The organism is Polaribacter sp. 11A2H (assembly GCF_011379025.1).
Classification (GTDB): domain Bacteria; phylum Bacteroidota; class Bacteroidia; order Flavobacteriales; family Flavobacteriaceae; genus Polaribacter.
The window spans coordinates 143895-164650 of the sequence record NZ_WTLD01000005.1 but is presented as its reverse complement, the minus strand read 5'-3'; the positions used below and the strand labels follow the sequence as shown (position 1 = coordinate 164650).

The 20756-nt window shown below is 29.4% G+C and carries 20 protein-coding genes; 5 read left to right on the top strand and 15 right to left on the bottom strand.

From position 1 onward, the window contains the following. Positions 1-17: 17 nt before the first annotated feature. Both GQS58_RS08320 and GQS58_RS08315 read left to right on the top strand, forming a co-directional pair. A complete protein-coding gene (locus tag GQS58_RS08320; RefSeq protein ID WP_166384767.1) occupies positions 18-596 on the top strand; it encodes a Maf family nucleotide pyrophosphatase in 579 nt (192 codons plus the stop codon). Between the two features lie 640 nt (positions 597-1236). Beyond that, positions 1237-2040 (top strand): carboxypeptidase-like regulatory domain-containing protein, encoded by an 804-nt coding sequence (locus GQS58_RS08315; RefSeq protein WP_166384765.1) that lies wholly within the window; start codon positions 1237-1239, stop codon positions 2038-2040. A gap of 673 nt (positions 2041-2713) precedes the next feature. Here the strand turns inward: GQS58_RS08315 and GQS58_RS08310 are convergent. The 5 genes from GQS58_RS08310 to yiaA form a co-directional block, all read right to left on the bottom strand. Beyond that, entirely contained in the window at positions 2714-3544 is an 831-nt protein-coding gene (locus GQS58_RS08310) for a prohibitin family protein (protein ID WP_166384763.1), read from the bottom strand. A 127-nt stretch (positions 3545-3671) separates the two neighbouring features. Beyond that, on the bottom strand, positions 3672-4061 hold the full coding sequence (locus GQS58_RS08305) for an acyl-CoA thioesterase (protein WP_166384761.1): 390 nt from the start codon (positions 4059-4061) through the stop codon (positions 3672-3674). A gap of 20 nt (positions 4062-4081) precedes the next feature. Beyond that, entirely contained in the window at positions 4082-5968 is a 1887-nt protein-coding gene (locus GQS58_RS08300) for a VWA domain-containing protein (protein WP_240914582.1), read from the bottom strand. A 375-nt stretch (positions 5969-6343) separates the two neighbouring features. Continuing rightward, positions 6344-7264: an EamA family transporter gene (locus tag GQS58_RS08295; RefSeq protein ID WP_166384759.1), complete on the bottom strand. Its 921-nt coding sequence runs from the start codon at positions 7262-7264 to the stop codon at positions 6344-6346. Between the two features lie 152 nt (positions 7265-7416). Next, entirely contained in the window at positions 7417-7905 is a 489-nt protein-coding gene (gene yiaA, locus GQS58_RS08290) for an inner membrane protein YiaA (RefSeq protein WP_166384757.1), read from the bottom strand. Between the two features lie 150 nt (positions 7906-8055). Here yiaA and GQS58_RS08285 point away from each other — a divergent pair, with 150 nt between their 5' ends. Next, a complete protein-coding gene (locus GQS58_RS08285; RefSeq protein WP_166384755.1) occupies positions 8056-9552 on the top strand; it encodes a hypothetical protein in 1497 nt (498 codons plus the stop codon). Positions 9553-9554: 2 nt separating this feature from the next. On the opposite strand, the gene hisIE is transcribed toward GQS58_RS08285, so the two are convergent. The 9 genes from hisIE to hisG form a co-directional block, all read right to left on the bottom strand. After that, positions 9555-10154, bottom strand: coding sequence for a bifunctional phosphoribosyl-AMP cyclohydrolase/phosphoribosyl-ATP diphosphatase HisIE (gene hisIE, locus GQS58_RS08280; protein ID WP_166385038.1), 600 nt, complete (start codon positions 10152-10154; stop codon positions 9555-9557). Between the two features lie 253 nt (positions 10155-10407). Beyond that, positions 10408-11163 carry an imidazole glycerol phosphate synthase subunit HisF gene (hisF, locus tag GQS58_RS08275; RefSeq protein ID WP_166384753.1) on the bottom strand — a complete coding sequence of 252 codons (756 nt, stop codon included), beginning with the start codon at positions 11161-11163 and terminating at the stop codon, positions 10408-10410. 135 nt (positions 11164-11298) lie between these two features. After that, entirely contained in the window at positions 11299-12036 is a 738-nt protein-coding gene (gene hisA / locus GQS58_RS08270; RefSeq protein WP_166384751.1) for a 1-(5-phosphoribosyl)-5-[(5-phosphoribosylamino)methylideneamino]imidazole-4-carboxamide isomerase, read from the bottom strand. Positions 12037-12096: 60 nt separating this feature from the next. Further along, complete coding sequence (locus GQS58_RS08265; protein WP_166384749.1) at positions 12097-12477, bottom strand: RidA family protein; 381 nt, start codon at positions 12475-12477, stop codon at positions 12097-12099. Between the two features lie 12 nt (positions 12478-12489). Beyond that, complete coding sequence (gene hisH, locus GQS58_RS08260; protein ID WP_166384747.1) at positions 12490-13071, bottom strand: imidazole glycerol phosphate synthase subunit HisH; 582 nt, start codon at positions 13069-13071, stop codon at positions 12490-12492. Continuing rightward, on the bottom strand, positions 13071-14207 hold the full coding sequence (hisB, locus tag GQS58_RS08255) for a bifunctional histidinol-phosphatase/imidazoleglycerol-phosphate dehydratase HisB (RefSeq protein WP_166384745.1): 1137 nt from the start codon (positions 14205-14207) through the stop codon (positions 13071-13073). The genes hisH and hisB overlap by 1 nt, the downstream gene beginning before the upstream one ends. 69 nt (positions 14208-14276) lie before the next feature. After that, on the bottom strand, positions 14277-15332 hold the full coding sequence (gene hisC / locus GQS58_RS08250; RefSeq protein ID WP_166385036.1) for a histidinol-phosphate transaminase: 1056 nt from the start codon (positions 15330-15332) through the stop codon (positions 14277-14279). A gap of 89 nt (positions 15333-15421) precedes the next feature. Then, positions 15422-16705 (bottom strand): histidinol dehydrogenase, encoded by a 1284-nt coding sequence (gene hisD / locus GQS58_RS08245; protein ID WP_166384743.1) that lies wholly within the window; start codon positions 16703-16705, stop codon positions 15422-15424. Positions 16706-16944: 239 nt separating this feature from the next. Continuing rightward, positions 16945-17802, bottom strand: coding sequence for an ATP phosphoribosyltransferase (gene hisG, locus GQS58_RS08240; RefSeq protein WP_166384741.1), 858 nt, complete (start codon positions 17800-17802; stop codon positions 16945-16947). A 337-nt stretch (positions 17803-18139) separates the two neighbouring features. Between hisG and ttcA the strand changes: the two genes are divergently transcribed. Together ttcA and GQS58_RS08230 are read left to right on the top strand one after the other, a co-directional pair. Continuing rightward, positions 18140-18934, top strand: coding sequence for a tRNA 2-thiocytidine(32) synthetase TtcA (gene ttcA / locus GQS58_RS08235; RefSeq protein WP_166384739.1), 795 nt, complete (start codon positions 18140-18142; stop codon positions 18932-18934). Positions 18935-19082: 148 nt separating this feature from the next. Beyond that, positions 19083-19343 (top strand): heavy-metal-associated domain-containing protein, encoded by a 261-nt coding sequence (locus GQS58_RS08230; protein WP_166384737.1) that lies wholly within the window; start codon positions 19083-19085, stop codon positions 19341-19343. 84 nt (positions 19344-19427) lie between these two features. Here the strand turns inward: GQS58_RS08230 and GQS58_RS08225 are convergent, their stop codons facing one another. Beyond that, a complete protein-coding gene (locus tag GQS58_RS08225) occupies positions 19428-20753 on the bottom strand; it encodes a vanadium-dependent haloperoxidase (protein WP_166384735.1) in 1326 nt (441 codons plus the stop codon). Positions 20754-20756 lie beyond the last annotated feature (3 nt).

Sequence of the window (20756 nt, the reverse complement as noted above, 5' to 3'; positions counted from 1 at the left end):
ATGAACAACAAAAATATATGTTAAGAGAAAAATTAAAAGAATACAACGTAATATTAGCTTCTAAATCTCCAAGAAGACAACAGTTCTTTAAAGATTTAGATATCGATTTTACAATTCAATTAAAAGAAGTTGAAGAGATTTATCCGCCTGAATTAAAAGCAACAGCCATTACAGATTTTTTAGCCGATTTAAAATCGAAAGCTTTTTTAAATTTATCAGAAAAAGACATATTAATTACTTCAGACACTATTGTTTGGTTAGAAGGTATAGCATTAGGGAAACCAAAAGATGAAGCAGATGCATTTGCTATGTTAAGAGCATTATCTGGTAAAAAACACCAAGTAATTACCTCTATAAGTATAAAGAGTAAACGTTTTCAAAAAATTATAAACGACATTACTGTAGTTTCTTTTAAAGAGCTGTCTGACAACGAAATAAATTATTACATTAAAAACTACAAACCTTATGACAAAGCTGGTGCGTATGGCATACAAGAATGGATTGGTTTTATAGCTATAGACAATTTAGAAGGTAGTTATTTTAACGTTGTAGGTTTACCTGTACAGAAATTATACACAGAATTAATGAATCTCTAAAGCAATTGAAAAAAGTAAAACAGCAATTTATTTCACTAAAAAACAGTAGATTACCCTAAAACTTTCAATTATTTAACTTAAAGTTAACATACCATACATATTCATTAATTCTAATGTTTTTATAAGATTATAACCTTTGTAATTTTGCACCCGCAAATAAAGCAATTATGAAAACAAGTAATCAAAAAGTAAAAAGTAAAGTTGTAGGACCAACACAAAATTTAAGTAACACAAATTCAACTCTTTGGAATTTAAAAAGACGTTATAGATAAATAGAAATAAACATATAATAAATAAAAAATAAGCTCTTTTTAAATAAAGAGCTTATTTTTTTGATTAACAGTCAACCTAACCATTACTTATACCTACTATTTAAAAATACAAACTAACAAAGAAAATAGATACGAATCGATTATAGTGTCTTAAAATTTATTCTTTTCATTGTCTATAATCTCCTTTCGCAGTCTATCAATTATTTACCAAAACACAAATCTATAAGTTATTGCATTTTCTTCTTAATTTGCTTATTTTATGTATTAATTAGTAACAAATCACTTTTATATTGAATCAACAGTAAAAAAACAGCAGGGTTTTGCAAAAATTTAACCTTTCTAAAAGCAATTATTCCTATTATTGCAATATGCAAAGACTACTATATTTTTTGTGCTTATTAGCTTCCTTAAGCACATTCTCTCAGAACGATACCCTTCGTATTAAAACCTTAAAAGGTCAAATTATTCATGCCGAAACTAAAAAAGCTTTAAGCGCATCTCACATACTAAATCTTAATACCGTAGTAGGTACAATTACAGATGATAGAGGTTTTTTTGAAATTCCTACAAAAGCTAATGACACTATTTTAGTTTCTTACTTAGGGTATGAATCGATAAAATTAAAAATTACAAACGATTTATTAAAAGGTAACGAGTTGCTAATTGCTTTATATGAAAAACCAGAAGAAATTAGAGAAGTTGTTATAAAATCTACCCAATTAATAGGGGTTTTAGAAATTGATGTAAAACTAGTACCTAAAGATCGATTTACAAGAATTAAAATTAATGGTCTTCCACAAACCTACGAAGTTGGTAAACCTAAAGGAAAAGACTTCTCATCACCAATTGCAGCATTATTTCAACCTGTAGATTATTTATACAATCTCTTTGGAAGCAAACCGAAACAATTAAAAAAATTACAGAAACTTAAAAAAGAGGATGACTTACGTAAAATGCTGGCTGGTAAGTTTGATAGAGAAGTAATGATGGAGTATTTGCAAATGGACAGGCAAGAACTTACAGAACTACTTACGGATTGTAACTACTCTGAATATTTTATTAAAAAAGCTTCTGATTTACAGATGATTGAAGCTGTATTGGATTGTTATGAAAACTACAAAGCAATTAAAAATGGTAAAATTGAACGTGATAAAATTCCCGTAAAGAATTAATTTCTTATACCTAAAAACAATAATATTATTATAACCTTGAGGCTAAACCCTCAAGGTTTTTTATTTATAAAATCTTTTCTAAACTTCTATTCTTCAATTAATTTATTGAAACATATTTTCTTAAATCCCTACCTTTCTTAAAAATAACTTGCAAGATAATTAGAAAACACAAAGCTTAGAAGTTAAATTTTGTGCTAGATACTATTAATTAAACACAAGTTGCTAAAGCTAGAAAGAGCCAAAAACAATATTGCTTCCAACTCTAATCAACTACTAAAAACAAACTATAATACAATGACAGTCTTACTTTATATCAAACTTTTTTAACCTCTTTAAAAACACCTTTTAAATTTCTTTTATAGCCTTTATAACTCTTCTCTGTAATTTCAAATGAATTTTACAATACGTATTAACTTATTTTTGATTATAGCCAGAACTAAAAAAACATAGAGCTAGGTAAAACCAATAACCATTGTAAAATAAACAATAGCTTTACACAATTACCTGCGTTTATAAGATAGCAAAAGATACTTTAGATATAACCTAAAACTACCTTACCAGAACTATAAATTTCTAAAAATAGGCACAAAAAAAATCCAGATTTCGCTGGATTTTCATTGAGAAAAAATTTCTCTTATTAATTTTACATCCCGCGTTAGCGGAAATTATCTTTTTACTGATTTCCTAAAATAATAGGTAAACCATCTTTACCAGAACCAATAACAATCACTTTACTGTTTGGTGATTTAGCCAACTCTAAAGTAGCACCGATTCCTTTTTCTTGTAAAATTTTATCAGTTAAAGATGCACTTAAAATTTTATTTGCAACTGCTTTACCTTCTGCATCAATTTTTTGTCTCTCTGCTTCTTTCTTCGCTTTTGCTAATCTAAATTCATATTCTAAAGATTCTTGCTCTTGCTTTAACTTCGTTTCAATTGCAGTTCTAATAGTAGTTGGTAATTTTACATCTTCTACCAAAACTCTTTTTACAAGTAAAAATTGCTCTTTTAAAACTATTTTAATTTCATCTAAAATTTCTTGTTCAATTACATCTCTTTTACTAGAATATAATTGCTCTGGAGTGTAACGCCCAACAACACTTCTTGCTGCCGCATTAATTGCTGGATCTAGCAACTCACGTTCATATTCTTCTCCTTTTGTTTTTATCAACATTCCTAAATTAGAGAATTCAGGCTCATACCAAATTGTACCGTTTACCTTAACCTCTAATCCATTTACAGAAAGTACATTCATTTCAGTAGATATAGACTGCTGACGAACCTTTCTTACAATCATACGATTCCAAGGTGCAACAATCTGAAACCCCTCTCCGTAGGTTTTATCTGTATTAATACCATCTCCTAAAGCTTCAAAAACAACACCTCCTTCTCCAGGCCCAATAGTTACTGTAGATTTAGAAAATAAAATGATTAATACTACCGCTAAAATGATAAAAAAAACACCTCCCTTAGGAAACTTTAGATCTACTTGATTATTCGCCATACTTATAAATTTTGATTAACTACAAATTTACAATTTAACTTTGTGAAACACAATATATATAAACTATATATTCGCTTAAAGATGGTTAACAATTAACATTTGTTAAGATAAAAAATGAATCTTAAATCTAATCTACTAATCGATCTCTTACGTATTCAATCTCCGTTTTTCCATGCTTTTTAGGGTTCCCATTTTCATCTAAACAAACCATAACAATTTTCTCTACCTCAATAATGGTTTTTCTTGTTAATTTATTTCTAACACTGCACGTTAAAGTAAGAGAAGAGTTTCCAAACTTTAAAACATCAATACCTATTTCTATAATATCTCCTTGTCTTGCAGAGCTTACAAAATCTATTTCAGACATATATTTTGTAACCGTTTTTGTGTGTTCTAATTGAATAATTGCATAAATAGCTACTTCTTCATCAATAAATTGTAATAATCTACCTCCAAACAAAGTTCCGTTTGGGTTTAAATCCTCTGGTTTTACCCATTTTCTTGTGTGAAATCTCATATTTAATTCTATTTTTATTTTTAAATTTTCCCGTAATATTTTCTAATAAACCATTCTATAGATAACAAACTTATAACAATAAATAAAACCCATTTCCAATCTATTAAATTTTCTTCTTTAATTATTGATTTTTGTGTTGTATAATAAGATTTATCAGCTAAAAGTGCCTTCTTTAATTTGTTTATTTCATCTTTAAAATAAAGCCTTCCTGCTGTATTATTTGCCAATTTTTGAAGTTTTTTAGCGTTTGCATTGGTAAACTGTTCTTCTATTTGGTAATCTGTAATTTTAAACTTACCGTAGGCATGTATATTTTGTCCGTTTACAGAAACTTTATAATTATAATCTCCTGCAATGAGGTTTTCAATTTCCGTTTGATAAGCGTTATTTATTAATGAAAATGGATTTCTTACAACCTCTTTTGTTGCCATATTAGTAACAATTATCTCTAATGTAGCTCTAGCATCAAACAGATAATTTTTGTCTGTATAAAATGCGGATATTTTAATAACCGAATTGGCAGGATACAAACTTTCTGCATTTACCTCTAAGCGATTTCGTTTCTTATTTGATGCTAAATACTGAACTAAATTCCCAATAAAAGCATCAAAATCTTGAAAGGAATTTGAGTTTAAAAAACTAGCCGCTCTCCATTTCCATAACCCCTCTCCAAACAAAACACTAGATTTCTGATTATTATCTTCTAAAGTTATCAATAAAGGCTGTTTGGTTTCTAATCCGTTTATGTTTTGAAACAATAATGTTTGATGTTCTTTAGAAATCACAACCTCCCCAAATTGATCTTTAAGCGGTGGCAACTGATTGAAACCAATATCTTTTTGTGAAAAAGTTAAAAAAGAATCACTAAATGATGCTCCATAATTTTCTGTTTGATTCAGAATATTTTTAGTAAATCCTAATTGTTGTTTGTTAATGAAATTCCAATCTAAATTTGCTCCAGAAATTAAAAAATAATTGCTTTTATTTATTTTAATTTCACTAAAAACAGTATTAAAGTTATTATTTGGCTGATATAATATAATTAACTGATAATCATTTATTTGATTTTTAAAATTATCAATTAAAAAAACAGCTACAGAACGTTGTTTATTAGTTTCTATCGATTTTTTTAATACGCCTAAATCCGGATGTAAAACAGACGTTAAAATTAACACTTTTGTTTGTTCATCAATTACTTCTACAGAGAAATTTTCACTGTTATTTTTTATATTTTTCTCTCCTTCTATTTTTTTTATGGACGCTGTATAATACTGAAGTCCTTCTTTGCTTGATGTTAAATTAGTTGAAATTGTTTGAACATTATTATTTGCTGAAAACGTTATTTTTTTAGTAAAAACAGTTTTACCTCCTTTAAAGATTGAAAAAAGAGAAGATACACTTTCCTTACCTTCATAATTCAAGAATACTTCTACCGGAAATTTATTTTTTATATAGCTGTATTTATTTACATTTAACTGACTTATTTTTAAATCTTTATACTGAATAGTATCACCAAAAACAATTGGATATATTTTTTGCTTAGAATTGATAAACTCATAATCATTTCCAATCGTTTGGTTTCCGTCTGATAATAAGATTATAGCTGCAATTTTATCTTCATATAAATCATTTACAGCCGTTATTGCTTTAGATATATTAGTTTCTTTCTCTATAAAAAAAAGTGAATCTAAAGGCTTTATTTTACTTCCGAAGGTAAAGGCATTAATATCAAATTTCTCATTAATACTTTTATCCTTTTTAATTTCAGATAAAAATGTTGCTATGTTCTTCGTTTCCTTAAAAAACGAAATAGATTTAGAGGCATCTACTAAAACAGACAAAACAGGCTTTGTGTTTTCTAGTTCTGTTTTTTTTATTATTGGGTTTATCAGCAGTGAAAGTAACAAAAAAAGACTCAATGTTCTTAAAACAAATAATACAACATTAATTTTAGCCTTATTTTTTTCTTTAAAAAAGTACTGAAAATAAGCTACTGAAAGACTCAGTAACAAAGCTAAAATGAGATATGTAATTGTAATTGTTTGCAATGATTTTTATTTATGTAAAAATATATAAAGAACTATGTAAAAACGAATCTTAATTATTATGATACTTGAGTTATACGTAATAGGATACAAAACATTTTATAATTTCTTAGACTAATAAATCTATGAATAAAAAAGACTAATAAAGGATTAAAACAACAAGAGAGCTTCTTAAAATGGTAAGACAATAACTAAATTAGAAATACGAAATAAAAAGAGTTTTCATTTTTTACATATTTATGGTTTTATAACTTCTTCTGCATCTACCTTTGCAATCCTTTTTCTAGAAGTAATAAAATAGACACCTGTTAATAAAACAATAGATGCTAGAATAGATTGATTAGTAAATTTTTCATCTAAAAAATACCATCCTAAAAGCATTGCTATAATAGGATTTACATAAGCAGAAGTAGCAACTTTTTCTGTAGATACTAATTTCAATAAATAATTAAAGGCTGTAAATGCAATAATACTTCCAAAAACAACTAACATAACCATAGATAATTGTACTTCTTGAGACCAATTGAAAGGTGAAATCATAGTTTCATTAAAACTGAAGCTCATAATTAACAAAACTAAGCCTGCAAACAAGGTTTGATATCCTGTAGTAATAAAGAAGTTTTTAGGTAAATCTGCTTTAGAAACAAACACACCTCCATAACTCCAACTTAACACACAGGTTAAAATCATAAATATACCGAGTAAACTCCCCTCAGAAGCGGTTATAGATTGTTGACTTACCAACAAATACATTCCTAAAATACCCAAAGCAACACCAATTACAGATTGTTTTTGCATCGGTTTTCTATCTATTAATCGTAATAATATTAATACAAATAATGGCTGTGTAGATGCTAACAAAGCTGCAAAACCACTATCTAAATAAACAAGTGCCCAAACAAAAACGCCGTTTCCATACACCAAGAAAAAAAAGCCAGAGATACAGCAGTTAATTAGTTGTTTTCTTGTAATTCTAAGATCTAATTTCAAGATTTTAGAAATAATCATTATTAAAATTCCAGCTCCTGAAAAACGGATTGAAGCCATAAAAAAAGGAGGTAAAGCGGTTACTGCAATCTTATTAAATAAATAAGTAGAACCCCAAACAATATAAATTGTAAAAAACGCTAAGACTATTAATATTTTTGATTTTTTCAAAAGAAGTAATTTATTACTCAAAGGTAAATATAGAATAGCTATAAATAAAATTACTGATTAACCTATTTTGCATTTATTTTAACTTATTACAACTATTTAAACCTCACAAGCATAAACTTGTGAGGTTTTGGTTATCTCAAACCATTACTAAACTAACTTTTCTCGTCTGTTAATTTATTATTGATAAAATCTATATCTCTGGTATTTTTCTGTACAGTAATTGCCCCAAATAGACTTAGCAGAAATGAAATTCCGTAAAACCCTTTTTCACTTAAAAGTAAATCAGCATTTCTAAGCCCTATAATTAATAACAATATTGCTGCAAGAACTACAACCCAACTTATTCCGTAATACATTTCACTTACTTTAATCTCTTCTGCTTTATCTCTTACCGCTTTTTGTAGAGAAATTACAGCGTAAATACCCATTAAAAGAATAGCAAAATAAAATCCTTTTTCATTCAATTCCATCGCGGCATTCCATAAACCAATACAGTAAGAAACCAAACCAATCATTAAAGCTCCCCAAGAAGCCCCAACATAAGCAGACGTTGGTTTTGAGTTTAACTCATTCTTTACTTTTTTCTTTTTACTTTCTTTTTTAGTTTCTTCATTAATTGAAGATGTTGTTTGATAATTCATAATATTTAGTTTAATAATTATGATACAAATTTGCAACTCTTTTAAAGTTCTGAGAATTCAATTTTTAATAATTACTGACGATAAAAAGCATTAAAAATTAATAATAAAACATTATTTAAGTATATTTACAAGACATTTACTGACGATATAATGATAAATTTAAAAGAAGTATTAAGTACTTTTACAAAGGAACAACAACAAGATTTCCTTACTTATCTTGATAAAAAGAATAAGAGAAAGGATGCTAAAAACTGTCAATTAGTAACGCTTTTGTTAAAAGATAACTTATCGTCTAAAGAAATTTCTGACAAATTGTACGGAAAACAGAATAAAATAGCTTTACATGCCCTTAGAAAACGGTTATTTCAATCTCTTATAGATTTTACAGCAAACACAAGCATGAAAGAAGAAAATTCCATTGATATTCTTTTGATAAAAAACATTCTTTCTGCACGATATTTTCTCAAAAAAGGGCTACTAAAAGTGGGGTATCAAATTTTAGATAAAACTATTATAACGGCAACTGAATACCAATTATTTGCACTTTTAAATGAAGTATACCATACTAAAATTCAATATGCTCATTTAAATTCGGACTTAAATTTAGATACATTAATTGTAGATTTTAAAGAAAACCAAAATCGACTTATTTTAGAAGACAATCTGAATATTGCATACGCTAAAATTAGAACCTCATTAGCCAATTACCATCAAAATAAATCTAAAATTGACATTAAAAAATTGATAGATGTTGCTTTAAAAGAACAAAACATCACAATTTCCAATTCTTTATCCTTCAAATCCTTGTATCAGATTATTCAAATCACCAGCATTTCTTCTGCTCAAAAATTTGATTATTATCATATTGAAGAATTTATTATAGAAACATATCAAGTTATTCAAAATCATACATCAAAAGACAAACAACTCAATTATCACTTAGAGGTGTTGTATTTAATTGCGAATGTACTTTTTAGAAGCAAGAAGTTTAATGAATCTCAAAAATATTTAAAACTGATGCTCTTCTATATGAATGCGGAAAAGAAAAAATATTATAATGATTTTATTCCTAAGTACAACTTGCTACATGCTTTAAACTTAAATTATACAAATAAACAAGAACAAGCTATTGCTTTAATAGAACCTTATATTGATAAAAAAAACACAGATATTGTTGCTCAATTAGACTTCTCTCTTTCTTTAATCGTATTTTATTATCAGCATAAATCCTTAAAGAAAGCTCAGAAAATAGTATCTAAATTTTACCATACAGATAAATGGTATATTGAAAAAGCCGGAATTGTTTGGACTATTAAAAAAAACTTAATTGAAATTTTATTACTAATAGATTTGGGTAATATAGATTTGGTAGATTCTAGGTTAAAAAGCTTTAAAAGAAACTATTTCTCTAATCTAACAGCAATAAACCAAGAAAAAGTAATTACCTATTTAAAGTTAGTAGAAATCTATTACAAAAACCCAGAGGTGGCTACAACAATTGAATTTAAAGATAAAGTAGAAACTTCTTTTAGTTGGATTAACAATGAAGAAGAAGATATTTTTATGATAAGTTTCTTTGCATGGCTAAAAGCAAAAATGACCAAACAAGATATTTATTTGGTCACGTTAAATTTGATAAATGGATAAACTTATTTACGTCTTCCTTTTAATTCCTTTTCAATGTCTTTTAAAGTAAATCCTTTTGCTTGCAACAACATTAAATAATGAAACATTAAATCTCCAGATTCATATAAAAACAACTCGTCGTTATTATCCATTGCCTCAATAACAGTTTCCACTGCCTCCTCTCCCACTTTCTGTGCAACTTTATTAATTCCTTTTGCAAATAAACTCGCAACGTAAGATTTCTCTGTATCTTTATTAGCTACTCTTTCTGCAATTACATCTTCTAACGTAGAAAAGAAACCATAGTTTTGTTTATTTTCTTCTCCCCAACAAGTAGCTGATCCTTTATGACAGGTTGGTCCATTTGGATTTACAGAAACTAATAATGTATCATTATCACAATCTAGTTTTATATCCACTAAATTCAATACATTTCCGCTTTCTTCTCCTTTGGTCCAAAGTCTATTTTTAGTTCTAGAAAAAAAAGTTACTAATTTAGTTTCTTGTGTTTTTGCAAATGCTTCTTCATTCATATACCCCAACATCAATACATTTTTTGTGGTTGCATCTTGAATAATTGCGGGTACTAAGCCGTCGTTGTTTTTACTAAAATCGATATTCATAATATTATTTTTATACTGTCTTGTCATTTCTAAATGAACCTTTTCAGAGATTTAGACTCCTCCTTATTAGCTTCTCTATTTAATTTCAATCAAAATATATTTTGATTTCAATAACATTCGGAATGACATTTTTATTTCCGTTAATTCCTGCCAGTTCAAGTGATTTCAATTTTCTATCGAAATTGTATCGAGAACTTTTTGTTTATTATCAATTATGAAATTCCTTTTTCTTCGGAATGACATTCTTTATTTTTTATATTCTAACTGGTATATTTTGTTTTTTCAATTCTTCTTTCAACTCCAAAATAGGAATTTCTCCAAAATGAAAAACACTTGCAGCCAAAGCAGCATCTGCTTTCCCTTCTTTAAATGTATCAACAAAATGCTGAATAGTTCCCGCTCCTCCAGAAGCTATAATTGGAATATTCAGTAACTCAGATAAATGCGCCAAAGCTTCATTTGCAAAACCTGCTTTTGTACCATCATGATTCATAGAAGTAAATAAAATTTCTCCTGCTCCACGATTTTCAACCTCTTTTGCCCAATCAAATAAATTCAATTCTGTAGGTATTGTTCCTCCAGCCAAATGGACAATCCATTCTCCATCAATTTGTTTTGCATCAATTGCAACCACTACACACTGACTTCCAAATTTTTCTGCTAATTCGTTTACTAAATCTGGTCTTTTTACTGCAGATGAATTGATAGAAACCTTATCTGCTCCCCATTTTAACAACTCATTTACATTTTCTACAGAAGAAATTCCACCACCAACTGTAAACGGAATATTTACTTGTTCTGCCACTTGATGCACCATTTCTATCATGGTTTTTCTACCTTCTAAAGTTGCAGAAATATCTAAAAAAACCAATTCGTCTGCACCTAAATCTGCATATTGTTTTGCTAAAACCACAGGATCTCCTGCATCTATTAAATTTACGAAATTAACACCTTTTACAGTTCTTCCGTTTTTAATATCTAAGCAAGGTATTATTCTTTTTGTTAACATTTTTTCACTTTTGGCTTTTCGCTTTTGGCTTTTCGCGAATTGCGAACTGCTAAAAGCTAATTGCTATTTAAAATATGTCTCCTTGAGCGCAGTCGAAAGGTTTTTAATAATTTTCGACTGCCCTCGAACTGACATTTAATTATTTAATATAAATTGTTCCAACTGTTTTAAGCTAATTTTATTTTCATAAATCGCTTTTCCTATTATAACACCTTCACAACCATTTTCTGCTAATTTTGGCAATTCATCAAAAGCAGATATTCCTCCAGAAGCAATTAGTTTTACATTTTTTACTTCGGATAAAATCTGATTATAAATATCAAAACTTGGTCCTTGTAACATACCATCTTTAGAAATATCTGTACATATAATATACTGAATACCTTTTTGCTGATAATTAGCAATAAAAGGTATCAATTCTAAAGAACTTTCTTCTTGCCAACCATTCGTTGCAATCTTCCCTCCTGTTGTATCAGGATAAAAATCGGCACCTAAAATAATTTTTTCTGAACCATATTTTTCAATCCAGCTTTCAAAAATTTCATTATTTTTTACAGCAATACTTCCACCAGTAATTTGATTAGCTCCAGAATTAAAAGCAATTTCTAAATCTTTATCAGACTTTAAACCACCACCAAAATCAATCTTTAAATTGGTTTTAGAAGCAATTTGCTCTAATACTTTATGATTGATAATTTGACTTGCTTTTGCACCATCTAAATCTACTACATGTAAATATTCGATTCCTGCAGCTTCAAATTCTTTGGCAACCTCTAATGGACTCTCATTATAAATTTTCTTGGTGCTGTAATCGCCTTTTGTTAAACGAACACATTTTCCGTCAATAATATCTATGGCTGGAATAATTCTCATATTTTTTTTATCTTATATAAGACCTGTCAGGTTTTAAAAACCTGACAGGTCTCAAAGTAATTACTTATTCAAAGCAGTAACCTGAATTTCAATTTTCATTTTTTCATCAATTAACGCTGCAGAAAAAACGGTAGCTGCTGGCTTTACATCTCCCATATATTTTTTTAAAACTGGTAATATTGAATTAAAATCAGACGCAGTTGGTAATATATAAGTAACACGTACTATTTTATCTAAACCAGAACCTGCTTGCTCTAAAACAGCTTTTATATTTTTAAAACACTGCTCAGTTTGGTTTACAACATCATCGGCAATTGTCATATTTTCATAATTAAAACCTGTTGTTCCTGATACAAAAACCCAATCTCCTTCTACTACTGCTCTAGAATACCCCATTTCATCCTCAAAAGGAGAACCCGAACTTATTAATTTTCTTGCCATATTAATTCTATTTTATAAATTTAAGAAGTTTTGTAAAATCTTACTTCCTGCTATACCACTTTTTTCTGGGTGGAACTGTGTTCCATAAAAGTTATCTTTTTTTAATGCTGATGCATATTCAAATTCGTAATCTGTAGTTGCAATTGCTTCTTCACAATTTTCTGCGTAAAAGCTATGCACTAAATACATAAATTCTTTCTCTTTAATTCCTGTAAATAAATCAGATTTTAAATTATAAATAACGTTCCAACCCATTTGTGGAACTTTTACAGCTTTAGAAAATTTCTTTATAGCGACATCAAAAATACCCAATCCTTTTGTATTTCCTTCTTCAGATGAATTACACATCAATTGCATTCCTAAACAAATTCCTAAAACAGGTTGTGTTAAAGTAGGAATTACTTTATCCAATCCGCTTTCTTGCAACATTTTCATGGCAGAACTAGCTTCACCAACTCCTGGGAAAATTATTTTATCAGCAGCTCTAATTTCATCAATATTATTTGACAAAACAGCATCAATTCCTAATCTCTTAAACGCAAACTGAATACTTTTTATGTTTCCTGCTCCGTAATCTATAATTACTAATTTCATTATAACACTCCTTTTGTAGATGGTAAAAACATCTTATTAGCATCTCTTTTAACTGCCATTTTCATTGCTTTTGCAAATGCTTTAAAAATACCTTCTATTTTATGATGCTCGTTTGCGCCTTCTGCCTTAATATTTAAGTTACATCTTGCTCCGTCTGTAAACGATTTAAACAAATGCAAAAACATTTCTGTTGGCATATCTCCAATCATTTCACGTTTAAAATCAGCTTCCCAAACCAACCAAGGTCTTCCACCAAAATCTACTGCCGCTTGCGCCAAACAATCGTCCATTGGCAAACAGAATCCGTAACGCTCAATACCTAATTTATTCCCTAGTGCTTTGTTGAATAATTCTCCCAAAGCAATCATAGTGTCTTCTATGGTGTGGTGTTCATCTACCTCTAAATCTCCATCAACCTTTACGGTTAAATCCATTGCTCCGTGACGACCAATTTGATCTAACATATGATCGAAAAACTTAACACCTGTAGAAATATCATTTTTACCAGAACCATCTAAATTTAATTTGATGTAAATCTTGGTTTCATTGGTATTTCTTGTTATTTCAGAAACTCTATCTTTTAATTTTAAAAACTCGTAAATAGATTTCCAATCTGTAGAAGTTAAAGCAATACAATCTAAAATTTCTTGCTTAGAAGTTTCTATTTCATCTGCACCTAATTCTGGGTCTTCAGATAAAAAGATTCCTTTTGCTCCCAAGTTTTTAGCCAATTCCATATCGGTAATTCTATCACCTAAAACAAAAGAGTTTGCCAAATCATATTGCTCAGAAAAATACTTGGTTAACAAACCTGTTCTTGGTTTACGAGTTTCTGCATTTTCATGCGGAAACGTTTTATCTATATGAACTTCAGTAAAAACAACACCTTCTTTTTCAAAGGCAGACATTACTTTATTTTGTGCTGGCCAAAAAGTATCTTCCGGAAAAGAGTCTGTACCCAAACCGTCTTGGTTGGTTACCATAACCAACTCAAAATCTAATTCTTCGGCAATTCTTGCCATATAACGAAAAACCTTCGGATAAAACTCTAATTTTTCTAAACTATCTAATTGATAATCTACTGGCGGCTCTAATACTAAGGTTCCGTCTCTGTCTATAAATAATACTTTTTTCATACTGTAGCTTTTGGCTCTTGGCTTTTAGCGTTTAGCGAAATGCTAAAGGCGAGTAACCAACAGCTTTATTTATTTTATCGCTTTTAAAGCTCTTAATAATCTTTGATTTTCTTCACAAATTCCAACACTTATACGTAAAGTATTTTCACATAAAGGTTGTGTTGTTCTATTTCTAATTACAACGCCATACTCTATTAATTGCTGGTAACGTTTATTAGCATCATCTACTTTTAACAACAAAAAATTACCGTCTGATGGATATACTTTTTTAATATAAGTTTCACATTTTTCTAGCTCTTTTTTAAGTCGTTTTCTTTCACTTATCAACTGCGAAATTTCGTTTTCAACTTCATCCATTTTCTGCAATCTAACAACGGCTCTTTGCTGGCTTAATTCATTTACGTTATAAGGCGGCTTAATGTTGTTTAAAATTTTAATAATTTCTTTGGATGCATAACAAACTCCCAAACGAATTCCGGCTAAACCAAAAGCTTTAGATAATGTTTGTGTAATTATTAAATTAGGAAACTCTTCTAACTTTTCTAACCAACTTTTATGTTCAGAAAAATCTATATAGGCTTCATCTATAACCACCAAACCTTTAAATTTCATTAATAATTCTTTCACTGATGCTACCGAAAAACTATTTCCTGTTGGGTTGTTTGGAGAACACAAAAACAAAACTTTACTATTTGCATCTGCTTCTTTTAAAATCTTACTAACTTGTGGCTGAAAATCATCATTTAATAATACCGCTCTATTTTCGATGGCGTTAATATTTGCCAACACAGAATACATTCCGTATGTAGGTGGCAAGGTGATTACATTGTCTCTATTAGGCTCACAAAAAGCTCTAAATATTAAATCTAAAACCTCATCACTTCCGTTTCCTAAAAGAATGTTTTCTTTAGAAACTCCTTTTATACCAGACAATAAATCTTTTACATTGTTTTGTTGCGGATCTGGATATCTATTTACACCGTTTTCAAAAGGATTTTCATTAGCGTCTAAGAAAATCATTTCTGTTGTATTAACGTCTTTATACTCATCTCTTGCAGATGAATATGGCTTTAGAGATTTTATGTTTTCTCTAACTAAGTTGTTGATGTTAAAGTCTGTTTTCATTTTATTTTTTGTCATGCTTAATTTATTTCAGCATCTAACTATTTATGTTTTGAGATTCTGAAACAAGTTCAGAATGACAAGCTTACTAATTATTTTAAATCTTTTAAACGAATTGAAACTGCATTTTTATGTGCATCTAAACCTTCTGCTGCTGCCATTAACTCAATAGATTTTCCTATTGTTTTAATACCTTCTTTAGATATTTTCTGAAACGTAATACTTTTTGTAAAACTATCTAAGTTTACACCAGAATACGATTTAGAAAATCCGTTTGTTGGTAATGTATGGTTGGTTCCAGATGCATAATCTCCCGCACTTTCTGGTGTGTAATTACCAATAAAAACAGAACCTGCATTTTCTATATTATCTACATAAAAATCATTATTATTTGTACAAACAATAAAGTGTTCTGGACCATACTGATTAATCAACTCTAAAGCGATTTCATCATTCTCTACAAAAATAGATTTCGAATTATTGATCGCTTTCTGAGCTATTTCTGCTCTCGTTAATTTAGCTAACTGAGTTTCTATTTCTTTGGCAACCTCAGCAATCATTTCTTTTGATGTTGATACCAAAATAACTTGACTATCAGCACCATGTTCTGCTTGACTTAATAAATCTGAAGCCACATAACTTGCGTTTGCAGAATCGTCTGCAACCACTAACAATTCACTTGGACCTGCAGGCATATCTATGGCAACACCATGTTTTGTAGACAATTGCTTTGCAACGGTTACATACTGATTTCCTGGGCCAAATATTTTATAAACTTGCGGAATGGTTTCTGTTCCAAACGTATATCCTGCAATAGCTTGAATTCCGCCAACTTTTATAATTTTTGTAACTCCGCATAAATTTGCAGCATACAAAATAGCCGGATGAATTTTACCTTCTTTATTTGGAGGAGAACATAACACTATTTCTTTACAACCTGCAATTTGTGCAGGAATTGCCAACATCAAAACCGTAGAAAACAAAGGTGCTGTTCCTCCAGGAATATACAAACCAACTTTAGTAATTGGTCTTTTTTCTTGCCAACATGAAACTCCGTTTGCCGTTTCTACAAAAACTTTATCGGTTTTTTGAGCAGTATGAAATTTGGTTATATTTTCTTTTGCAAGAATAATAGCGTCTTTTAATTCATTAGAAACTAATGAAATTGCTTCTTCTATTTCATCTAGCGAAACAATTGTATTTTCTAAAGAAACACCATCAAATTTTGCGGTGTATTTATTTACAGCTGCATCTCCGTTTTCTTTGATATCAGCAAAAACTTCATTTACAACTCCTTCTATATCATCAACCGTTTTTGTAGGTCTCTCTAAAATTTGAGACCACTCTTTTCTGGATGGGTTTATAATTGTATTCATGTTTTAAATTTCTCCTGCAAGGTTTCTAAAACCCTGTAGGTATTTTACTTTTTAATTTATACGAACAAAGTTTTTAAACCTTGCAGAATGTTTGCAAACTTGCAATTTGCGTTAGGGATTGAAACGGCATCCTTTTTGTTTTTTACAAAAAGATATAGTGTAAAGCCCGTTAAAACGCCCTAATAATAATAAATCAACACCTACAAGGTTCTGAAAACCTTGCAGGAGTAGCGGGCTAATTAAAGCACCATTTTTTCGATAGGGCAAACTAAAATACCTTCTGCACCATTAGCTTTTAACTCCTCTATAATTTCCCAAAATTCATTCTTGCTAATTACTGTGTGTACAGAACTCCATCCTTTTTGTGCCAATGGCAAAACAGTAGGACTTCTCATACCTGGTAATAAATTTAAAATGTCATCTAATTTATCGTTAGGTGCATTTAGCAACACGTATTTAGAGTCTCTACCTTTTAAAACAGACTGAATTCTGAATTGAATTTTCTCTAAAATGGCCATTCTTTCATCTGAAATTAATGGTGAAACAGCTAAAACTGCTTCCGATTTTAAAAGAACTTCAATCTCTTTTAATCCGTTTTTAAATAGTGTGCTTCCACTAGAAACGATATCACAAATTCCGTCTGCTAAACCAATATTTGGTGCAATTTCTACAGAACCGTTAATAATGTGCAACTGTGCCTCTATATTATACTCTTTTAAATATTTTTTAACCGTTTCTGGATAAGATGTAGCAATTCTTTTTCCGTCTAAATCTTTTAATGAATTCGCTTTAGATTCTTTTGGCACTGCTATAGAAACTTTACATTTAGAAAAACCTAAACGCTCTATAAAGTCTAAATCGTTTCCTTTTTCTATTAAAACATTCTCGCCAATAATAGCAGCATCTACAACTCCATCTCTTAAATACTGAGGAATATCTCCATTTCTAAGATAAAAAACTTCTACTGGAAAATTTCTTGCAGATGCTTTTAATTGATCTTTTCCGTTGTCGATAGAGATTCCGATATCTTTTAAGATACTCATTGAATCTTCATTTAATCTTCCTGATTTCTGTACTGCAATTCTTAAATTACTCATTTTTGTTTTGTTTGATGCCTGAGCAAATACGGTTTAAAATTAAAAAAACCCGTTTGATTCGCTCAAACGGGTTTATAAATATCTTGATTTTATTCAATACACTTTTAAATCGCTTGACTGCAATTGTAAAAATGATGATGATGGTTTTGAATAAAAGTCATGTCTTGTTTATTTATATGCAAATATCAAAATTTTATTTTTAATTACACTAATAAACATATAAAAAAAGTTATTAAAATTAAATATTAATCAAAATATTAATATTTGTTTAAAATTTATATTTTTTTATTTATAAATCTCTCTTAGCTTTTAAGAACAAACTACTATTTTTGCAGCCATGGAAAACATAAAACAGGTAACAAAAAAACTACAGCGCGCTGTTGCAGAAGCAATACAGCAATTTACTATGATTGCTGAAGGAGATAAAATAATGGTTTGCCTTTCTGGAGGAAAAGATAGTTATGCAATGCTAAATATGTTACTATATTTCCAGAAAGTAGCGCCAATTTCTTTTAATATTGTTGCCGTAAATTTAGATCAAAAACAACCTGGTTTTCCTGTAGAAGTACTCCCTACCTATTTACATAACTTAGGGGTTGATTATAAAATTATAGAAAAAAACACCTATAAGATTGTAATGGACAAAACTCCAGAAGGTAAAACTACCTGTAGTTTATGTTCACGTTTACGTAGAGGAACGCTATATGAAGCCGCCAAAGATTTAGGCTGTAATAAATTGGCTTTAGGACACCATAGAAATGATATTCTAGAAACATTTTTCTTGAACTTCTTTTTTGCTGGAAAAATGGAAACCATGCCGCCTAAATTTAAAAATGATGCAGGTGACTTAGTGGTATTAAGACCTCTTGCTTTTTGTAAAGAAAGTGATATTGAAGAATATGCCAACTTTATGAACTTTCCTATTATACCTTGTAATTTATGTGGCTCGCAAGAAAACTTACAGCGCCAAAATGTAAAACAAATGATTACAGATTGGGAAACAGCGTTTCCTAATAGAAATGCTATTATGATGAATGCTTTACAAAATGTATCTCCTTCTCATCTTTTAGATAAAAACTTGTATGATTTTGATAATCTAGATAGTAAAATAAATGAGGCTTCTTTGGTCTAGTAGTTCTGATTTTAATTCTTTCTTAAAATTATAAAAACATTAGCATTTTATTTTTATGATTCTAACTCGAAAGCGCTAATTTAGCTATGAATTAGAAGTTACCTCAACTTTAAAAAATAGAGTTATTCATTATTTAAAATCATTAAATATGAGCTTAATAACAAAAAATGTGATTACTGGAAATCACGGAAAAGTATTTGAAACAAATGCAAAAGAAAATCACGATTTAGAAAAAATTAAAGACAAACTATCATCTTTAGACGGCATTAAAGATGTAATTATTAATGCAGAAGTCTTTCCTAAAGAATTTACAGTTCATACAACAGAACTAGTTAATATTAAAGAGATTGAAAGCGTAGTAAAGTCTCTAGGTTTTCATGCAATTCCAAAAACTCCTTTTTCTTTATAAAAAAATGCATTCTTGTTCAGTTCTATAAAATTTTGAACTTAATAAGAATGCATTAAATATGACCAAGGTAATAGGATTAATATTTTACTTATGGGGGATTGCTTTTAAAATATATCTTCCTATATTAATACCTTGATCTACTCCATTATCTATCGCTGCTCTAAAATGAATACCTCCATACAACCTACTAATAGCAGCTTCTTTTGCGGCAGCATTAAAAGAGTTAAAATTTCTAATAGGCAATCCAAAAGGCAATTCTGTATCATCTGAAAAACTAAAATTTTCTCCAAAAATAGCCGTTAAAATGGTTGCTGATGCGCCTGAAACTACAGAATGACCACTTGTATATTCTGGAAACGGAGGCGTTTGTAATAAAGGCGTCCAATTTTTATCTATTGTTTTATTTATAAGGGTTTCTGGTCTTATTAAATTACTTCTATACTTCTCATCCCAACAACTTATAAAAGCATCAAAAATACCTATTGATGTTATTGTGTTTGCAGATACAGATTCTTCAAAATTAAAATTACTTTTTTTACAAGCAATCTTTGTAATTCCAATCCAATGTGCACCTGGCGTAATCTTTTTTGTAGCAATCATTAAATGCCCTTTACTGGTTGTCACATAAGGATTACAGTCCCAAAATCTTGCAATTTCGACTTCTTCGGATGTATCTCCGTTTTTTCTAATCTCATTGGTAACTGTATAGACTTCTTGTACTTCTTTATAAAATGTACTGCCTTCATCCATAGAAAATGTTGGATGTCTTTTTGGTTTAAACTGCGAAACCGAATCTAAAAGCATTGGTCTAATTTTCATCCAATGAGGCTCAATTCCGTCCATATAAGCTGGCGGAGTTGGTTGCCATCTAGATGGATCATCAGAATAAAGCTCAAATTTAGGATATGTTCTAGTCTCTTTATAATTGTCTTTACCAGACCATTCTTTAATATGCTTTGCTACTTGCAATCCATATTTTTCTGAAGCTATAAATTCTTCTTTATTTAAGTCCTTCCAACCTGTAAATAAGCTGTCTGCGTATTTTGTAATAATATCATCTTTAAAAATAAGATCTTTACTTACATTAACATAAGCCACTATTGCAGCTACTTTTGTATTTACATTTTTACCTGGTTTTGGAATTGCAGCTAATGATTTTATCTTTGTTGAAAGGGAAACATAATTACTGTCTTTTTGAGCAATAACCTCATAAGCAGCAATATTTGGATATACATAGATTCTGCTGGCAACAGGTGGCGAAAAAATATCATGAATCATTGTTTCCGTTATTTTATCGACAACCTCAAAATAATTATTGGCAGTAACGGTTATTGGCAGCGCTTCCTTTTTACACGCTTGTAGTAGCAGTGTAAGTGTAATAAGTACTAATAAATATGTTTTCCCTTTCATAAA